Origin of the sequence: Microbacterium luteolum, assembly GCF_039533965.1 — a bacterium.
Classification (GTDB): Bacteria; Actinomycetota; Actinomycetes; order Actinomycetales; family Microbacteriaceae; genus Microbacterium; species Microbacterium luteolum.
The window spans coordinates 428,383-442,768 of sequence record NZ_BAAAUN010000001.1 but is presented as its reverse complement, the minus strand read 5'-3'; the positions used below and the strand labels follow the sequence as shown (position 1 = coordinate 442,768).

14 protein-coding genes are annotated in these 14,386 nt (G+C 68.7%); 4 read left to right on the top strand and 10 right to left on the bottom strand.

Annotated features, from left to right (window positions below; genetic code table 11):
• Positions 1-92 precede the first annotated feature (92 nt).
• Positions 93-1,445 (top strand): DUF349 domain-containing protein, encoded by a 1,353-nt coding sequence (locus ABD648_RS02195; RefSeq protein WP_282217093.1) that lies wholly within the window; start codon positions 93-95, stop codon positions 1,443-1,445.
• 64 nt (positions 1,446-1,509) lie between these two features.
• Positions 1,510-2,061 carry a type IV toxin-antitoxin system AbiEi family antitoxin gene (locus ABD648_RS02190; protein WP_282217092.1) on the top strand — a complete coding sequence of 184 codons (552 nt, stop codon included), beginning with the start codon at positions 1,510-1,512 and terminating at the stop codon, positions 2,059-2,061.
• Here ABD648_RS02190 and ABD648_RS02185 read toward each other — a convergent pair.
• The 8 genes from ABD648_RS02185 to ABD648_RS02150 all read right to left on the bottom strand — a co-directional run bounded on the left by ABD648_RS02185 (position 2,048) and on the right by ABD648_RS02150 (position 10,699).
• Positions 2,048-4,300, bottom strand: coding sequence for a RelA/SpoT family protein (locus ABD648_RS02185; RefSeq protein WP_282217091.1), 2,253 nt, complete (start codon positions 4,298-4,300; stop codon positions 2,048-2,050). The genes ABD648_RS02190 and ABD648_RS02185 overlap by 14 nt on opposite strands.
• Positions 4,301-4,368: 68 nt before the next feature.
• On the bottom strand, positions 4,369-5,358 hold the full coding sequence (gene secF, locus ABD648_RS02180) for a protein translocase subunit SecF (RefSeq protein ID WP_282217090.1): 990 nt from the start codon (positions 5,356-5,358) through the stop codon (positions 4,369-4,371).
• Positions 5,358-7,124 carry a protein translocase subunit SecD gene (gene secD / locus ABD648_RS02175; RefSeq protein WP_282217089.1) on the bottom strand — a complete coding sequence of 589 codons (1,767 nt, stop codon included), beginning with the start codon at positions 7,122-7,124 and terminating at the stop codon, positions 5,358-5,360. The genes secF and secD overlap by 1 nt, the downstream gene beginning before the upstream one ends.
• 60 nt (positions 7,125-7,184) lie before the next feature.
• Entirely contained in the window at positions 7,185-7,586 is a 402-nt protein-coding gene (locus ABD648_RS02170; protein ID WP_350352280.1) for a preprotein translocase subunit YajC, read from the bottom strand.
• 75 nt (positions 7,587-7,661) lie between these two features.
• Positions 7,662-8,687 (bottom strand): Holliday junction branch migration DNA helicase RuvB, encoded by a 1,026-nt coding sequence (gene ruvB / locus ABD648_RS02165; protein WP_282217088.1) that lies wholly within the window; start codon positions 8,685-8,687, stop codon positions 7,662-7,664.
• Complete coding sequence (gene ruvA / locus ABD648_RS02160; RefSeq protein ID WP_282217087.1) at positions 8,680-9,303, bottom strand: Holliday junction branch migration protein RuvA; 624 nt, start codon at positions 9,301-9,303, stop codon at positions 8,680-8,682. Before ruvA ends, ruvB begins: the two co-directional genes overlap by 8 nt.
• Positions 9,304-9,330: 27 nt before the next feature.
• Entirely contained in the window at positions 9,331-9,891 is a 561-nt protein-coding gene (ruvC, locus tag ABD648_RS02155) for a crossover junction endodeoxyribonuclease RuvC (protein ID WP_282217086.1), read from the bottom strand.
• Between the two features lie 46 nt (positions 9,892-9,937).
• Positions 9,938-10,699, bottom strand: a complete 762-nt coding sequence (locus ABD648_RS02150) for a YebC/PmpR family DNA-binding transcriptional regulator (RefSeq protein WP_282217085.1) — start codon at positions 10,697-10,699, stop codon at positions 9,938-9,940.
• 88 nt (positions 10,700-10,787) lie between these two features.
• Here ABD648_RS02150 and ABD648_RS02145 point away from each other — a divergent pair, with 88 nt between their 5' ends.
• Together ABD648_RS02145 and ABD648_RS02140 are read left to right on the top strand one after the other, a co-directional pair.
• Positions 10,788-11,474 carry a carboxylesterase family protein gene (locus tag ABD648_RS02145; RefSeq protein WP_282217084.1) on the top strand — a complete coding sequence of 229 codons (687 nt, stop codon included), beginning with the start codon at positions 10,788-10,790 and terminating at the stop codon, positions 11,472-11,474.
• Positions 11,475-11,517: 43 nt separating this feature from the next.
• Positions 11,518-12,897, top strand: coding sequence for a pyridoxal phosphate-dependent decarboxylase family protein (locus tag ABD648_RS02140; protein WP_282217083.1), 1,380 nt, complete (start codon positions 11,518-11,520; stop codon positions 12,895-12,897).
• Here ABD648_RS02140 and pdxT read toward each other — a convergent pair.
• Positions 12,894-13,502 carry a pyridoxal 5'-phosphate synthase glutaminase subunit PdxT gene (pdxT, locus tag ABD648_RS02135; protein WP_282217082.1) on the bottom strand — a complete coding sequence of 203 codons (609 nt, stop codon included), beginning with the start codon at positions 13,500-13,502 and terminating at the stop codon, positions 12,894-12,896. The genes ABD648_RS02140 and pdxT overlap by 4 nt on opposite strands.
• A complete protein-coding gene (gene pdxS, locus ABD648_RS02130; protein WP_282217081.1) occupies positions 13,492-14,385 on the bottom strand; it encodes a pyridoxal 5'-phosphate synthase lyase subunit PdxS in 894 nt (297 codons plus the stop codon). The genes pdxT and pdxS overlap by 11 nt, the downstream gene beginning before the upstream one ends.
• Position 14,386: the final 1 nt, after the last annotated feature.

Genomic DNA, 14,386 nt, shown 5'->3' with positions numbered 1-14,386 from the left:
GAAGTGCCGGCCTCACCCGGAACCCGCGGGCGTACTAGGCTGAGCCTCGTCCTTTCCGCCTCCCGCGGCCTTACCGCGCAAGGAGAATCACCGTGTCTGCCACCGAGCCGTCGAAGCCGACTCCCCCCATTCCCGCACCCCCCGCCGTGCCGATGCCGCGAAAGGCGCCGACGCCTGCCGTCGTGCCTCCGGTGGCTCCGTCGCCGGCTTCATCCTCGTCGTCCGCCGAGTGGGGTCGCGTCTCCGAAGACGGCACCGTCGAGGTGCGTGAGGGCGAAGCCTGGCGCGTGGTCGGCCAGTACCCGGATGGAACCCCCGACGAGGCGCTCGCGTACTTCGTGCGGAAGTTCGACGACATCGCCTTCAAGGTGCACGCGCTCGAACAGCGTCAGCAGACCGGTGGCGCGTCGGCGAGCGATCTCGCCAAGCAGGCGGGCCACCTGATCGACGAGGCGACGGATGCCGCCGCCGTCGGAGACCTCGCCGGTCTCCGCGATCGCCTGAACGCCCTCACCGCCTCGCTCTCCGAGGCCACCGAGCAGGAGGCGCAGCAGGCCAAGGAGCTCGTCGACAAGGCGATCGCCGAGCGGACCGTCCTCGTGGAGCGCGCCGAGGCGATCGCCGCGCGCGACCTCAGCAAGGTCCAGTGGAAGCAGGTCACGGCGGAGCTCGGCGAGCTGTTCGACGCCTGGCAGGCTCAGCAGCAGACCGGCCCGCGCCTGTCGAAGGGCATCTCGCAGCAGCTCTGGAAGCGATTCCGCGATGCGCGCGCTGTGGTCGACAAGCAGCGGCGCGCGTTCTACTCCGAGCTGGATGACACCCACAAGGTCGCTCGCGATGCGAAGTCCCGCCTGGTGGAGCGTGCCGAGGCTCTCGCGCCGCGCGGCACCGACGGCATCCCCGCCTACCGCAACCTCCTCGACGAGTGGAAGGCCTCCGGCCGCGCCGGGCGCAAGGCCGACGACGCGCTGTGGGCCCGCTTCAAGGCGGCGGGAGACGCCCTCTACGCCGCGCGCGCCGAGCAGGCCGCGGCCGAGGAGGCCGAGTCCGGGCCGAAGATCGAGGCACGACAGGCCCTTCTCGAAGAGGCCAAGGCCGTCGCCGACGAGTCGAACATCAAGCGCGCACGTGCGCTGCTCACGCGCATCCAGCAGCAGTGGGACGAGATCGGACGCGTCTTCCCCCGGGAGAAGGAGCGCGCGCTGGACGACCGTCTCCGCGTGATCGAGCAGGGTCTGAAGGCCCGCGAGGAAGTCGACTGGAAGAAGAACAACCCGGAGACCAAGGCCCGCGCCAACGACATGAGCTCGCAGCTCCTCGAGGCGATCGAGAAGCTCGAGGCCGAGCTCGCCGCCGCCGAGAAGGCCGGCGACAAGAAGGCCGTGAAGACGGCTGCCGATGCGCTCGAGGCGCGACGCACCTGGCTCAGCGCCCTCGGCGGCTGACCCGGTTCTCCACAGGTCGCCCGCGATCACTCGCACGCGGGGTGCATCACGCCACACTGGCGTGATGCACCCCGCGTTCCTGTATCTGCCCGGCGCCCGTCTCAGCGAAGCCGAGCTGAGCGCGGCGCGGATCGACGGGCACGTGTTCGAGATCGGCGATGCCTACGTCCCGGCCGACCTGATCGAGACGGCCGATGTCCGGGCGACCGCCATCGCCACCCTCGTGCGCCCGGGAACAGCGGCGTCGGGACCGACCGCGGCCTGGATCCACGGCGCCGGCGACGTTCCTCCGGCGGTTCACCACGTCAAGCGCGCGGTGGATCGACGCCTGCGTCCGCACGTCAATGCACGGCTGGTGTTCCACGACACAGTGCTCCCAGCATCCGACCTGCAGCTGATCGGCGGGATCGCCGTGTCGACGCCGGCGAGGACCATGCTCGATCTCGCCACGACGTTGCACAGGGACCCCAGGATGAAGCCGTGGATGGAGCGCCTCGCGCGACTCTTCCCCGAGCTCTCCTCGGAGACGGCGTCCGTGCTCCGGTCGCTTCGGCGGGTACCCGGAAGCCGGGTCGGGCTGGCTGCGCTGGAGCGGCTCGATCTCAGGAGGAGGTGACGCGGTAGACGTCGTAGACCGCGTCGATCCTGCGCACCGCGTTCAGCACGCGATCGAGATGCACCGCATCGCCCATCTCGAACACGAACCGGCTGAGAGCGAGGCGCTCGTCGTTGGTCGTGACCGTCGCCGACAGGATGTTGACGTGGTGCTCGCTGAGCACCCTCGTCACGTCGGAGAGCAGACCGGAGCGATCCAGCGCCTCGACCTGGATCTGCACGCGGAACACGCTCTTCTTCGTCGGAGCCCAGGAGACCTCGACGAAGCGGTCCTGCTCCGCACTCAGCGCCTTCACGTTGACGCAGTCGGCACGGTGCACGGAGACGCCGCTGCCGCGGGTCACGAATCCGACGATGGAATCGCCCGGCACCGGGGTGCAGCACTTGGCGAGTTTGACCAGGATGTCGGCGGCACCGCGCACCAGCACGCCCGAGTCGCCGGAACGCGGCTCCCGCGTCGGAACGCTGCCGGGAAGATCGATGGTTCCGGTCGCCGGATCGCTCGCGGCGACGAGAGCCGTGACCTTCTCGAGGACCGACTGCGTCGAGACGTGTCCTTCGCCGACCGCGGCGTACAGGGCGGAGACGTCTTCGTAGTGGAGCTGGTGGGCGACCTCCGCGAAGGAGTCCTGGCTCATCAGCTTCTGCAGCGGCAGGTTCTGGCGGCGCATCGCCCTCGCGATGGCCTCCTTTCCCTGTTCGATCGCCTCTTCGCGGCGCTCCTTCGTGAACCAACCGCGGATCTTGTTGCGCGCGCGGGTGCTGGCCACGAATCCGAGCCAGTCCTGGCTCGGTCCGGCATCCGGGTTCTTCGAGGTGAACACCTCGACCACGTCGCCGCTCTTCAGCTCGGACTCCAGCGGCACCAGGCGCCCGTTGACCTTGGCCCCCATGGTGCGGTGACCGATCTCGGTGTGCACGGCGTAGGCGAAGTCCACGGGTGTCGCGCTGGCCGGGAGTCCGACCACCCGCCCCTTCGGCGTGAAGACGTAGACCTCCTTCGCGCCGATCTCGAAGCGCAGGGAGTCGAGGAACTCGCCGGGGTCGGCCGTCTCGGCCTGCCAGTCGGAGATGTGCGCGAGCCACGCCATGTCGGTGTCGGAGGCGCGGACCTCGGTCTTGCCGCCGCCGTTCATCCGCTCCTTGTACATCCAGTGCGCGGCGACGCCGTACTCCGCCTGCTGATGCATCTCGTGCGTGCGGATCTGGATCTCGACCGTACGACCGGCCGGACCGATCACCGTCGTATGGAGCGACTGGTAGAGGTTGAACTTCGGCGTCGCGATGTAGTCCTTGAAACGGCCGGGCAGCGGCGTCCAGCGGGCGTGGATCGCACCGAGCACGGCATAGCAGTCGCGAACCGAGGCGACGAGCACCCTGATCCCGATCAAGTCGTAGATGTCGTCGAACTCGCGACCCCGGATGACCATCTTCTGATACACGGAGTAGAGCTGTTTCGGCCGTCCGACGACCTTGCCGCGGATGCGGAGATCACGCAGATCCTCGTCGATCTCCTCGACGACCTGACCCAGGTACTTCTCGCGCTGCGGGGTGCGCTGCGCGATGAGGCTGTGGATCTCGTTGTAGATCTTCGGATGCAGCACGGCGAACGAGAGATCCTCGAGCTCCGACTTGATGGCCTGGATGCCGAGTCGATTGGCCAGCGGCGCGTAGATCTCCAGCGTCTCCTTGGCCTTCTTCGCCGCCTTCTCCGGCGGGACGAAGCCCCAGGTGCGCGCATTGTGCAGGCGGTCGGCGAGCTTGATCAGGAGCACGCGGATGTCCTTGGACATCGCGACGATCATCTTGCGGACGGTCTCGGCCTGAGCACTCTCGCCGTACTTGACCTTGTCGAGCTTGGTGACGCCGTCGACGAGCATGGCGACCTCGTCGCCGAACTCGGCCGTCAGATCGGTCAGGGCGTATCCCGTGTCCTCGACCGTGTCGTGCAGCAGGGCGGCCGCGATCGCGCGGGGTCCGAGACCGAGTTCGGCGAGGATCTGCGCGACGGCGAGCGGGTGCGTGATGTACGGCTCGCCGCTCTGCCGCTTCTGGCCCTCGTGCTTCTCCTTGGCGACCGCGTATGCGCGCTCGATGACCGGGAAGTCGCCGCGGGGGTGGTTGGCGCGGACGGTGCGGATCAGGTTGTCGAGGTCGTTGATCCTGGACGCGCGCGAGAAGATGCGGGGCACCAGTCGTCGCAGACTGGAACCCTGCGACGACGTCTGCGGCTCCGCCATCCACTCACCTCCCGAATCTTCTCATCTTACGCGTGCTGTGCGGGACGAGCTCCCGCGAGAGGGAACGATCAGGCGTCGACGGACGCCTTGCTGCGGGCCTCGCGGATGCGGGCGTCCCGCTCCTTGAGCTGCGGCTCGTTCTCGCGGAACAGCGAGTACAGCGGAGCGGCGACGAACAACGTCGAGTACGTGGCGACCAGGATGCCGACGAAGATCGACAGCGAGATGTCGGTGAGCGACTCGGCGCCGAGCCAGAAGGCGCCGATGAAGAGCACCGCGCCCACGGGCAGCGCCGCGACGACGGACGTGTTGATCGATCGCACCAGCGTCTGGTTCACGGCGAGGTTGACGGACTCCCCGAACAGCCGCGCGGACTTCTCCCCGTCCTCCGTGGTGTTCTCGCGGATCTTGTCGAACACGACCGTGGTGTCGTAGAGCGAGTACGCAAGGATCGTGAGGAAGCCGATCACGGCGGCGGGCGAGATCTCGAACCCGGCCAGCGCGTAGACGCCGACCGTGATCACGAGCACGTCCAGGAGGCCGATGATCGCGGCGGCCGACATCTTCCACGTGCGGAAGTAGATCGCGAGGATGAGGAACGTCAGCGCCAGGAAGATCGCGAGACCCCACAGCGACTGCTTGGTGACGTTCTCGCCCCAGGCCGGGCCGATGAACGACGACGTCACGTCAGCCGCGTCGACCTTGTAGACATCGGCGAGGGCTGCGGCGACCTGCTGCGTCTCGTCGGCGCTCATCTGGTCGGTCTGCACACGGACGTCGCGGTCGCTCACGATCACGACCTTGGTGGCCGCGCCGGGGACGACCGACTGCACGGCGGCGGTCGCCTTCTCCTGGTCGCGGCTGTCCGGTGCCTGCACCGTGAACTGCGACCCGCCGGTGAACTCGATCGAGAACTGGATCGGACGGATCAGCGGCACGAGCGCCGAGCCGACGACGAGCACGATCGCGATGATGAACCACAGACGGCGCTTGCCGACGAAGGGGAAGGAGGTCTTCCCCGAGTACAGGTTGTTGCCGAACTCACTCATGGAAGGCATCAGGCGTCTCCCTCCCTGGTTCCCTTGGTAGAACTGTCGGCGTTGGCGCGTCTCTCCCCGGCAAGGGCTTCCGCACGTTTGCGTTCGGCGATCGTCTGGCGACGGTCGGCCTCACCGCGGGCGCGGGCATTCTTCGCCCCGCGTCCGGTGGTGGCGCTGGAGACCTCTCGGAACTGCGAGCGGCTTCGGTAGACGGCGCCGAGGGCCTCGGGGTCGAGGCCGGACAGCTTGTGTCCGCCTCCGAAGAACCGCGTGCGTGCGAGGAGCTGCATCACGGGGTGCGTGAAGATCACGAAGATGAACACGTCGATCAAGGTCGTGAGACCGAGCGTGAACGCGAAGCCCTTCACCGTGGCATCCGCGAGGATGTAGAGCACCACGGCGGCGAGGATGTTGATCGACTTCGAGATGTAGATCGTGCGCTTGGCGCGGCCCCAGCCGTCTTCCACGGCGGAGGTGATCGACTTGCCGTCGCGGAGCTCGTCTCGTATTCGCTCGAAGTAGACGATGAACGAGTCGGCCGTGAAGCCGATCGACACGATCAGACCCGCGACGCCGGCGAGCGACAGACGGAAGCCCAGTCGCCAGGCCAGGATGCAGATGATGATGTAGGTCAGGACGCCCATCACGGCGATCGAGGCGATGATCACCGACCCGAGCGCTCGGTAGACGATGAGCGAGTAGATGGCCACGAGCGCGAGACCGATGAGACCGGCGATCAGGCCGATCTGCAGCTGCTGCGTGCCGAGGGTGGCCGAGATGGTGTCGGAGCTCTGCACGGTGAAGCTGAGCGGCAGCGCACCGAACTTCAGCTGGTCCGCGAGGGTCGTCGCGCTCTCCTGCGTGAAGCTGCCCGAGATGCTCGGGCGGCCGTCGAGGATCACACCGTTCATCCGCGGTGCACTGAGGACGCTGCCGTCGAGCACGAACGCGAACTGGTCCCGCGGCGACAGGCCGTCGATGCGGTTCTGGTTCAGACGCGTGCTGACGATGCCGAAGGCGTCTCCGCCTTCGCCGCTCATCGTCAGCTGGACGAGCCACGCTCCCGACTTGGGGTCCCGACCGGCCGAGGCATCCGTGATGGCCGTGCCGTCGAGCTCGGCCGGGCCGAGGAGGAACTTCTGAGTGGCGTCCGGCGAGCAGGCGATGAGCGGCTCGTCCTTCGGGGCGCGGGCCGGGTCGTTGTCCGGGTTGGCGCAATCGTAGGCCTGGAACTCGGCGGCGAGCTTCTCGGTCACCCAGGACAGGTCGCTGGCGTCCGTGGGCTCGACCGTCGGCGTCGCGTTCAGCGAGGGATCGGGCGACGGGAAGGGCGTTGATTCGCCGTCCTCGCCGACGAACTCCGTACTGGCCGCGTTGGTCGCCAGCACTGGTCGGAACTCCAGCTGAGCGCTCGACTGGATCCGCTCGCGGGTCTGCTCATCGGCGACACCGGGGATCTGGACGACGATGTTCTGTCCGCCCTCGGTGGTGATGTCGGCCTCGGCGACGCCGGACGCGTCGACGCGCTGACGGATGATGGCCGCGGCCTGGTCGAGCTGCTCGGACGAGGGCGCAGCCCCGTCCTCGGTCTCGGCGCTCAGGACGATCTGCGTGCCGCCCTGCAGGTCGAGGGCGAGTTCAGGCGTCCACGAGCTCACCGCCTCCCCGTTGCCGTCCTTGATGAGGTAGACGCCCAGCGAGTTGATGCCGAAGAGCACGCCCGTCACGAGGAGCAGGCCGAGGAGGACCCGCCAGGCGTGACGGACCGGAGAGGATGAAGCCACGTGTGTTCAGCTTTCTGAGATGCCGGAGATGCGGAGGGGCAGCGCTGGCGGCGGTCGTGCTTACTTGTCGTCTGCGTCCCGCTCGAGACGCGCGCGCGTCTCCTCGGTCGTCTCGATCGCCGGAGCGTCGGTCTCGTTCGCCACGACGTCGTCCTCGACGACCACGGGCTCCTCGACGACGACGTCCTTGGGCTCGACGATGCGGAGGATGGCCTGGCTGTGCACCTCGATGATGGTGCCGGGAGCGATCTCGACGAGCGCCGGGGAGTCGAGGTCCTCGGGGTCGTAGGCGACGATCGTGCCGTAGATGCCGCCCTGCAGCAGCACCTTGACGCCGGGGACGGTCTTGGTCGCCTTCTCCTCCTGCTCGGCCTTCATCGCCTTGGTGCGCTTGCGCGTGTTGAAGATCATGAAGACGAGAAGAACGGCCAGAAGACCGAAGAGGATGAATTCCATGGGCATGGGGGAAGCGCCTTTCTCAGGTGCACGCACCAGCCTTTGGGCGCACAGAGGTATCCGGGGGGAAGTCTTCAGCGATTATAGGTCATCAAGACGAAGCGCCCCGTCTGGGTGCGGGACACCCAGGTGCGCATACGCCTCCGGCATCGCGACTCTGCCCCGCGGTGTGCGACCGAGGAACCCGATGCGGACGAGGTACGGTTCGACGACGCTCTCGACGGTCTCGCCCTCTTCGCCGACCGCGACGGCGAGCGTGCTGAGTCCCACCGGTCCGCCGCGGAACCGCCGGACGAGCGCTTCCAGCACGGCGCGATCCAGCCGGTCGAGACCGATCGCATCGACGTCGTAGAGCTCGAGAGCGGCCCGGACGTCATGGATGGTCGCCGACCCGTCGCCGTGCACCAGTGCGTAGTCGCGGACGCGTCGGAGCAGACGGTTCGCGATGCGCGGAGTACCGCGGGAGCGCCGGGCGATCTCCGCGAGCGAGTCCCGGGGGATCTCCACGCCCAGCACGATCGCCGACCGCTCGATGACCTGCTCGAGCTCCCGCTCGTCGTAGAACTCCAGGTGTCCGGTGAATCCGAAGCGATCGCGGAGCGGGTTCGGCAGCAGCCCGGACCTGGTCGTCGCGCCGACCAGGGTGAACGGAGCGAGTTCGAGCGGGATGCTGGTGGCGCCGGCGCCCTTGCCGACCATGATGTCGATGCGGTAGTCCTCCATCGCGAGGTACAGCATCTCCTCCGCGGAGCGGGCCATTCGGTGGATCTCGTCGATGAAGAGGACCTCACCGGGGACCAGGCTCGACAGGAGCGCGGCGAGATCCCCGGCATGCTGGATCGCCGGCCCGCTGGACAGGCGCAACGGCCGGTCGCTCTCGTGCGCGACGATCATCGCGAGCGTGGTCTTGCCGAGTCCGGGCGGGCCGGCCAGGAGGATGTGATCGGCGGGGCGGCTCTGGATGCGGGCCGCCTCGAGAAGCAGCTGCAGCTGCCCGCGGACTTTCTGCTGACCGACGAACTCGCTGAGGCTGGCCGGGCGCAGGGCGCCCTCGATCGCGAGCTCGGTGTCGTCGACGGGCTCGGTGGCATCGCGGGCGTCAGACACGCGCCTGTCCTCCCTGAGCCGGTCCGAGCAGGGCGAGCGTGCTCCGCAGGAGCGAGGCGACGGAGCTGCGCTCGGCGTCGGTGGCGTCGGCCGCGGTCTGCGCCGCCGCCTCGGCGGCGACCTTCTCCGACCAGCCGAGACCCACGAGGGCCGCAGCGACCTGCGAGACGACGTCGCCGCCCGTCGCGGGGATCGGCCTCGACGACGACACCGCGCTGGGATGCACCTTGCCGGCGAGCTGGAGCACGATGAGCTTCGCGGTCTTCGGACCGATGCCCGAGACCCGGCGGAACGGCGCGTCGTCTTCGGACGTCACGGCATCCGCGATCTGGTCGACGGTGAGGTGCGAGAGCACTCCGAGCGCCGACTTCGGTCCCACCCCGGTGACGCTGATCAGCAGCCCGAAGACCTCCAGCTCGCTGCGGTCGGTGAACCCGAACAGCGACAGGGCATCCTCGCGGACGATGAGGCTGGTGTGCAGCCGGAGCTGCTCCCCCACGGTCGCCGTGTGCGCGACATCGGCCGGGACGGCGACGGAGAACCCGACTCCACCCACCTCGATGACGACCTGGTCGGGCGTCGAGTGCAGGACGACGCCGTGCAGAGAGGAGATCATCCCGTCAGCCTACGGCGTGACTCGTAGCTATGTTCGAGCGACACGCTCTGCGGCAGCCCAGGCACGCTGCGCCGGCGTGAGCGCGCCCTGCGTGGCGACCGCACCGCCCCGGCGCCAGGCGTGGCACAGGGCGATCGCGAGAGCATCCGCCGCATCAGCGGGCTGCGGCGGCGCGTCCAGGCGGAGGATGCGGGCGATCATGGCCTGCACCTGGCGCTTGTCGGCGGAGCCGTACCCGGTGACAGCCGCCTTGACCTCGCTCGGCGTGTGCGTGGCGGCGGGAAGCCCGGATTCCGCGGCGATCAGCAGCGCGACGCCGCTCGCCTGCGCCGTGCCCATCACCGTATGGGTGTTCTGCTGCGCGAACACACGCTCGACGGCGACGGCATCCGGTCGGTACTCGGCGATCACCTCGCGGATGCCGGCTGCGACGATCGCGAGACGGTCGCCGATCTCGGCATCCGGAGAGGAGCGGATGACCCCCACGTGCACGAGAGTTCCGCGGCGCGACCGGTCGACGTCGACGACACCGACACCGCACCGGGTGAGGCCGGGATCGATGCCGAGCACGCGCAGGGAGGAGGTCACTCCCCCAGGCTAAGCCGGGCGGCCGAGGACGGCCGTCAGGCTCGCCTCAGGCGTCGTCGTTCTCGAGCTCCGCCTGCACCTCGGTCGACAGGTCGAAGTTCGTGAAGACGTTCTGCACGTCCTCGCTGTCCTCGAGCGCGTCGATGAGACGGAAGACCTTGCGAGCGGTGTCGGCGTCGATCTCGACCTTGAGGTTCGGGACGAACTCCACGTCGGCGGACTCGTAGTCGATCCCGGCCTCCTGCAGTGCACTGCGCACCGCGACCAGATCATGCGCCTCGGTGATGACCTCGAAGCCCTCGGCGTGCGGTTCGATCTCCTCGGCACCGGCCTCGAGCGCCGCCATCATCACGTCGTCCTCGGTGGTGCCTTCAGAGCCGACGACGATGACGCCCTTGCGGCTGAAGTTGTAGGCCACGCTCCCCGGGTCGGCGAGAGTTCCGCCGTTGCGGGTGAGTGCCGTGCGCACCTCTGCGGCCGCGCGGTTCTTGTTGTCGGTCAGACACTCGATCATGAGGGCCACACCGTTGGGCCCGTATCCCTCGTACATGATCGAGAGGTACTCGACGGCTTCGCCGCCGATGCCCGCTCCGCGTTTCACCGCGCGGTCGATGTTGTCCTTGGGGACCGAGGTCTTCCTGGCCTTCTGCACCGCGTCGAACAGGGTCGGGTTGCCGGCCATGTCGGCGCCGCCGAGCTTCGCCGCGACCTCGATGTTCTTGATGAGCTTGGCCCACGACTTCGCCCGTCGGGAGTCGATGATGGCCTTCTTGTGCTTCGTGGTCGCCCACTTGGAATGCCCGGACATAAGTCTCCGCTCGTCGTATCCGCCCCGGAGCTCGCACCCAGGGCATCGTCAATCCTAACGAACTGCGCGAGTGGCGCAGGATGGAGATATGCGCAGATCCCGACACATCACCCCGGTCCTCCGCTCTTCCGAGGTGCGCGACGACGAGCCGACGCCGGCCGACACCTTGCGATACCTGATCCATCTGCCCGACGACTACGACGCCGACCCGGACCGACGCTGGCCGCTCGTGCTGTTCCTCCATGGCGCGGGCGAGCGGGGTGCCGACCTCGAACTGGCTGCGCTGCACGGCCCGCCGAAGCTGGCGGCTGCCGGTCACGAGTTCCCGTTCATCCTCGTCACACCCCAGTGCGCCGCCTCGAGCCAGTGGGTCGCAGAGCTCTCGACGCTGTCGGGGCTGGTCGACGAGGTCGTCGCGGCGCACCGCGTGGATCCGGCACGCGTATCGGTGACCGGGCTCAGCATGGGCGGGTACGGAACCTGGAGCCTGGCGGTGCGGTATCCCGATCGATTCGCCGCGATCGCGCCGATCTGCGGCGGGCTGTGGATGCAGAGCGCTGCGCCGATCCGCACCGTGCCCGTCTGGGCCTTCCACGGCGACGCGGACGATGTCGTGCCGATCTCCGCCACGGAGCAGATCGTGACCGAGCTCCGTTCACTCGGCGCCGACCCGCAGTTCACCCGATACGCGGGCGTCGGCCACGATTCCTGGACCGAGACCTACGAGAACCCCCAGATCTACGACTGGTTGCTCTCCCAGCGGCGCCTCCCCTGATATCCGTCTGGTGCGAGAGGGCTCGCGGGTGTAGTCCTGACCCATGGACCCGAGTGGCTTCGACGACAGAACGCATGCTCTCGATGCCGCCCACCGCCTCGCGACGGAGTTCCTGGAGACTCTCGATGACCGACCGGTGTGGCCGCGCGCGAGCCTGGACGAGATGCTGGACGCCTTCGGCGGGCAGCTGCCGGAGGACGGCACCAACCCTGCCGCGGTGATCGAGGAGATCGCCGAGCGTGCCGAGCCCGGGCTCGTCGCGATACCGGGCGGGCGCTTCTTCGGTTTCGTGATCGGCGCCACGCATCCGGCCGCCCTGGCCGCGGACTGGCTCGTCTCGGCGTGGGATCAGAACTCCGGCTCGTCCACCCTCACACCCGCGACCGTCGCCATGGAGCGCATCGCCGGGCAGTGGATGCTCGAACTCTTCGGCCTCCCCGCGACGGCGAGCGTCGGCTTCGTGACAGGTGGGCAGCTCGCGAACTTCACGTGTCTGTCGACCGCCCGCGTCGCCGCACTGGGGCGCGCGGGGTGGGATCTCGCCGAGCGCGGTCTGCGCGGCGCTCCCCCGATGCGATTCGTGGTCGGCGCAGACCGGCACGGCTCGATCGATCGGGCGGCCCGGTTTCTCGGCATCGGGCGATCCGAGCTGACGGTCGTGGAATCCGACGACCAGGGCAGGATGCGAGCGGATGCTCTCGAGCAGGCTCTCCTCGGCGGAGACGGCCCGACGATCGTCTGCCTACAGGCCGGCGAGGTGCACACCGGGGCGTTCGACGACTTCGCCACGCTGATCCCGATCGCCAAGCGACACGACGCCTGGGTGCACGTCGACGGAGCATTCGGACTGTGGGCCGCGGCATCCGACTCTCTGCGCCCGCTCACGCTCGGAATGGAGCAGGCGGACTCCTGGGCGACGGATGCCCACAAGACGCTGAACGTGCCCTACGACTGCGGCATGGCGATCGTGCGCGACCCGGCCGATTCGATCGCGGCGTTCCGGACCGGCGGCGACTATCTGATCTACTCGGGCCTCGATCCCTGGGATGTCACGCCCGAGCTCTCGCGTCGCGCCCGCGGCGTTCCGGCCTGGGCAGCGATGCGCAGCCTCGGCCGGTCGGGCATCGCCGCCCTCATCGACCGCCTGCATGAGAACGCCGTCGCGATGGCGACGGGGCTCGCATCCATCGACGAGATCGAGATCCTCAACGACGTCGACTACACGCAGGTCATGTTCCGGGCCGGGACGGATGCCGCGACCCGGGCATTGGGCGAGGCGATCCTCCGCGACGGGACGGCCGCCGTCACCGGCGCGGAGTGGCGCGGCAGGGCGTCGCTCCGCTGCTCGATGTCATCGTGGGCGACGACTCCCGATGACATCGAGCGCACCATCGGGGCGATCCGCCGACTGGTCGCGAGCTAGGCGGCTGCCGCGGAGACGGCGCGCACCCTGTCGAGGAACCGCCGATGGAAGCGCGTCTCTCCCGTGATCTCCGGGTGGAAGCTCAGCCCGAGCAGGCTGCCCTGCTCCACGGCGACGACGCGTCCGTCGGGCAGAGCCGCGAGAACCTCGGCGGCCGGCCCGACGGATTCGACGACGGGGCCGCGGATGAAGGCAGCCTTCACCGGATCCGGTCCGAGCTCTGCGACGGTGAGCTCCGCTTCGAAGGACTCGACCTGCCGGCCGAACGCGTTGCGCCGCACCACGGCGTCGATGCCCCCGAACGACTCCTGACCGTCGATCGCATCCACGACGGTGTCGGCGAGCAGGATCAGCCCGGCGCAGGTGCCGAGCACGGGCATCCCTGCGGCTATCGCCGCACGTATCGGCTCCTGCATCCCGAAGATCCGGGACAGCTTGTCGATCACGCTGGACTCGCCACCCGGGATGACGAGGCCGTCGACGGCCGCGAGCTCCTCCGGGCGCCGGACGAGCGTGACGTCGGCTCCGAGTTCGGCGAGCAGGGCGGCGTGCTCGCGCACGTCGCCCTGCAGCGCGAGGACGCCGACCTTCGGCTTACCAGCCACGCTCGGCGAGGCGGTGCGGAGCCGGCAGGTCGGAGACGTTGATGCCGACCATCGCCTCGCCGAGTCCGCGCGAGGCCTCCGCGACGACCTTCGCGTCGTCGTAGAACGTGGTCGCCTTGACGATCGCCTTCGCGCGCTCGACGGGGTTGCCCGCCTTGAAGATGCCCGAGCCTACGAACACGCCGTCGGCGCCGAGCTGCATCATCATCGCGGCATCCGCGGGGGTCGCGACACCGCCGGCCACGAACAGCACGACGGGGAGCTTGCCGGTCTCGGCGATCTCGGCGACGAGCTCGTAGGGCGCCTGCAGTTCCTTCGCGGCGACGAACAGCTCATCCTTCGGCAGCGCGGTGAGCGCGGCGATCTCGCCGCGGATCTTGCGGATGTGCTTCATCGCCTCGGAGACGTCGCCCGTGCCGGCCTCGCCCTTGGAGCGGATCATCGCGGCACCCTCGTTGATGCGGCGGAGAGCCTCACCGAGGTTGGTGGCGCCGCAGACGAAGGGGACCTTGAAGCCGAACTTGTCGATGTGGTTCACGTAGTCGGCCGGCGAGAGCACCTCCGACTCGTCGATGTAGTCGACGCCGAGCTCCTGCAGGATCTGCGCCTCGACGAAGTGCCCGATGCGCGCCTTCGCCATGACCGGGATCGAGACCGTGTCGATGATGCTGTCGATCATGTCGGGGTCGCTCATCCGCGAGACGCCGCCCTGCGCGCGGATGTCGGCAGGCACGCGCTCGAGCGCCATGACGGCGACGGCGCCGGCGTCCTCGGCGATCTTGGCCTGCTCGGCGGTGACGACGTCCATGATGACGCCGCCCTTGAGCATCTCGGCGAGGCCACGCTTGACGCGCGAGGATCCGGTGGTGGTCTGGTCGGTCATG

Excerpts from the sequence above, each read along its gene's own strand:
- ABD648_RS02190 (WP_282217092.1), top strand. The coding sequence starts at position 1,510 with ATGCACCCCGCGTTCCTGTATCTGCCCGGCGCCCGTCTCAGCGAAGCC.
- ABD648_RS02185 (WP_282217091.1), bottom strand. The coding sequence starts at position 4,300 with ATGGCGGAGCCGCAGACGTCGTCGCAGGGTTCCAGTCTGCGACGACTG.
- secF (WP_282217090.1), bottom strand. The coding sequence starts at position 5,358 with ATGCCTTCCATGAGTGAGTTCGGCAACAACCTGTACTCGGGGAAGACC.
- ABD648_RS02170 (WP_350352280.1), bottom strand. The coding sequence starts at position 7,586 with ATGCCCATGGAATTCATCCTCTTCGGTCTTCTGGCCGTTCTTCTCGTC.
- ruvA (WP_282217087.1), bottom strand. The coding sequence starts at position 9,303 with ATGATCTCCTCTCTGCACGGCGTCGTCCTGCACTCGACGCCCGACCAG.
- ABD648_RS02150 (WP_282217085.1), bottom strand. The coding sequence starts at position 10,699 with ATGTCCGGGCATTCCAAGTGGGCGACCACGAAGCACAAGAAGGCCATC.
- ABD648_RS02145 (WP_282217084.1), top strand. The coding sequence starts at position 10,788 with ATGCGCAGATCCCGACACATCACCCCGGTCCTCCGCTCTTCCGAGGTG.
- ABD648_RS02140 (WP_282217083.1), top strand. The coding sequence starts at position 11,518 with ATGGACCCGAGTGGCTTCGACGACAGAACGCATGCTCTCGATGCCGCC.
- pdxS (WP_282217081.1), bottom strand. The coding sequence starts at position 14,385 with ATGACCGACCAGACCACCACCGGATCCTCGCGCGTCAAGCGTGGCCTC.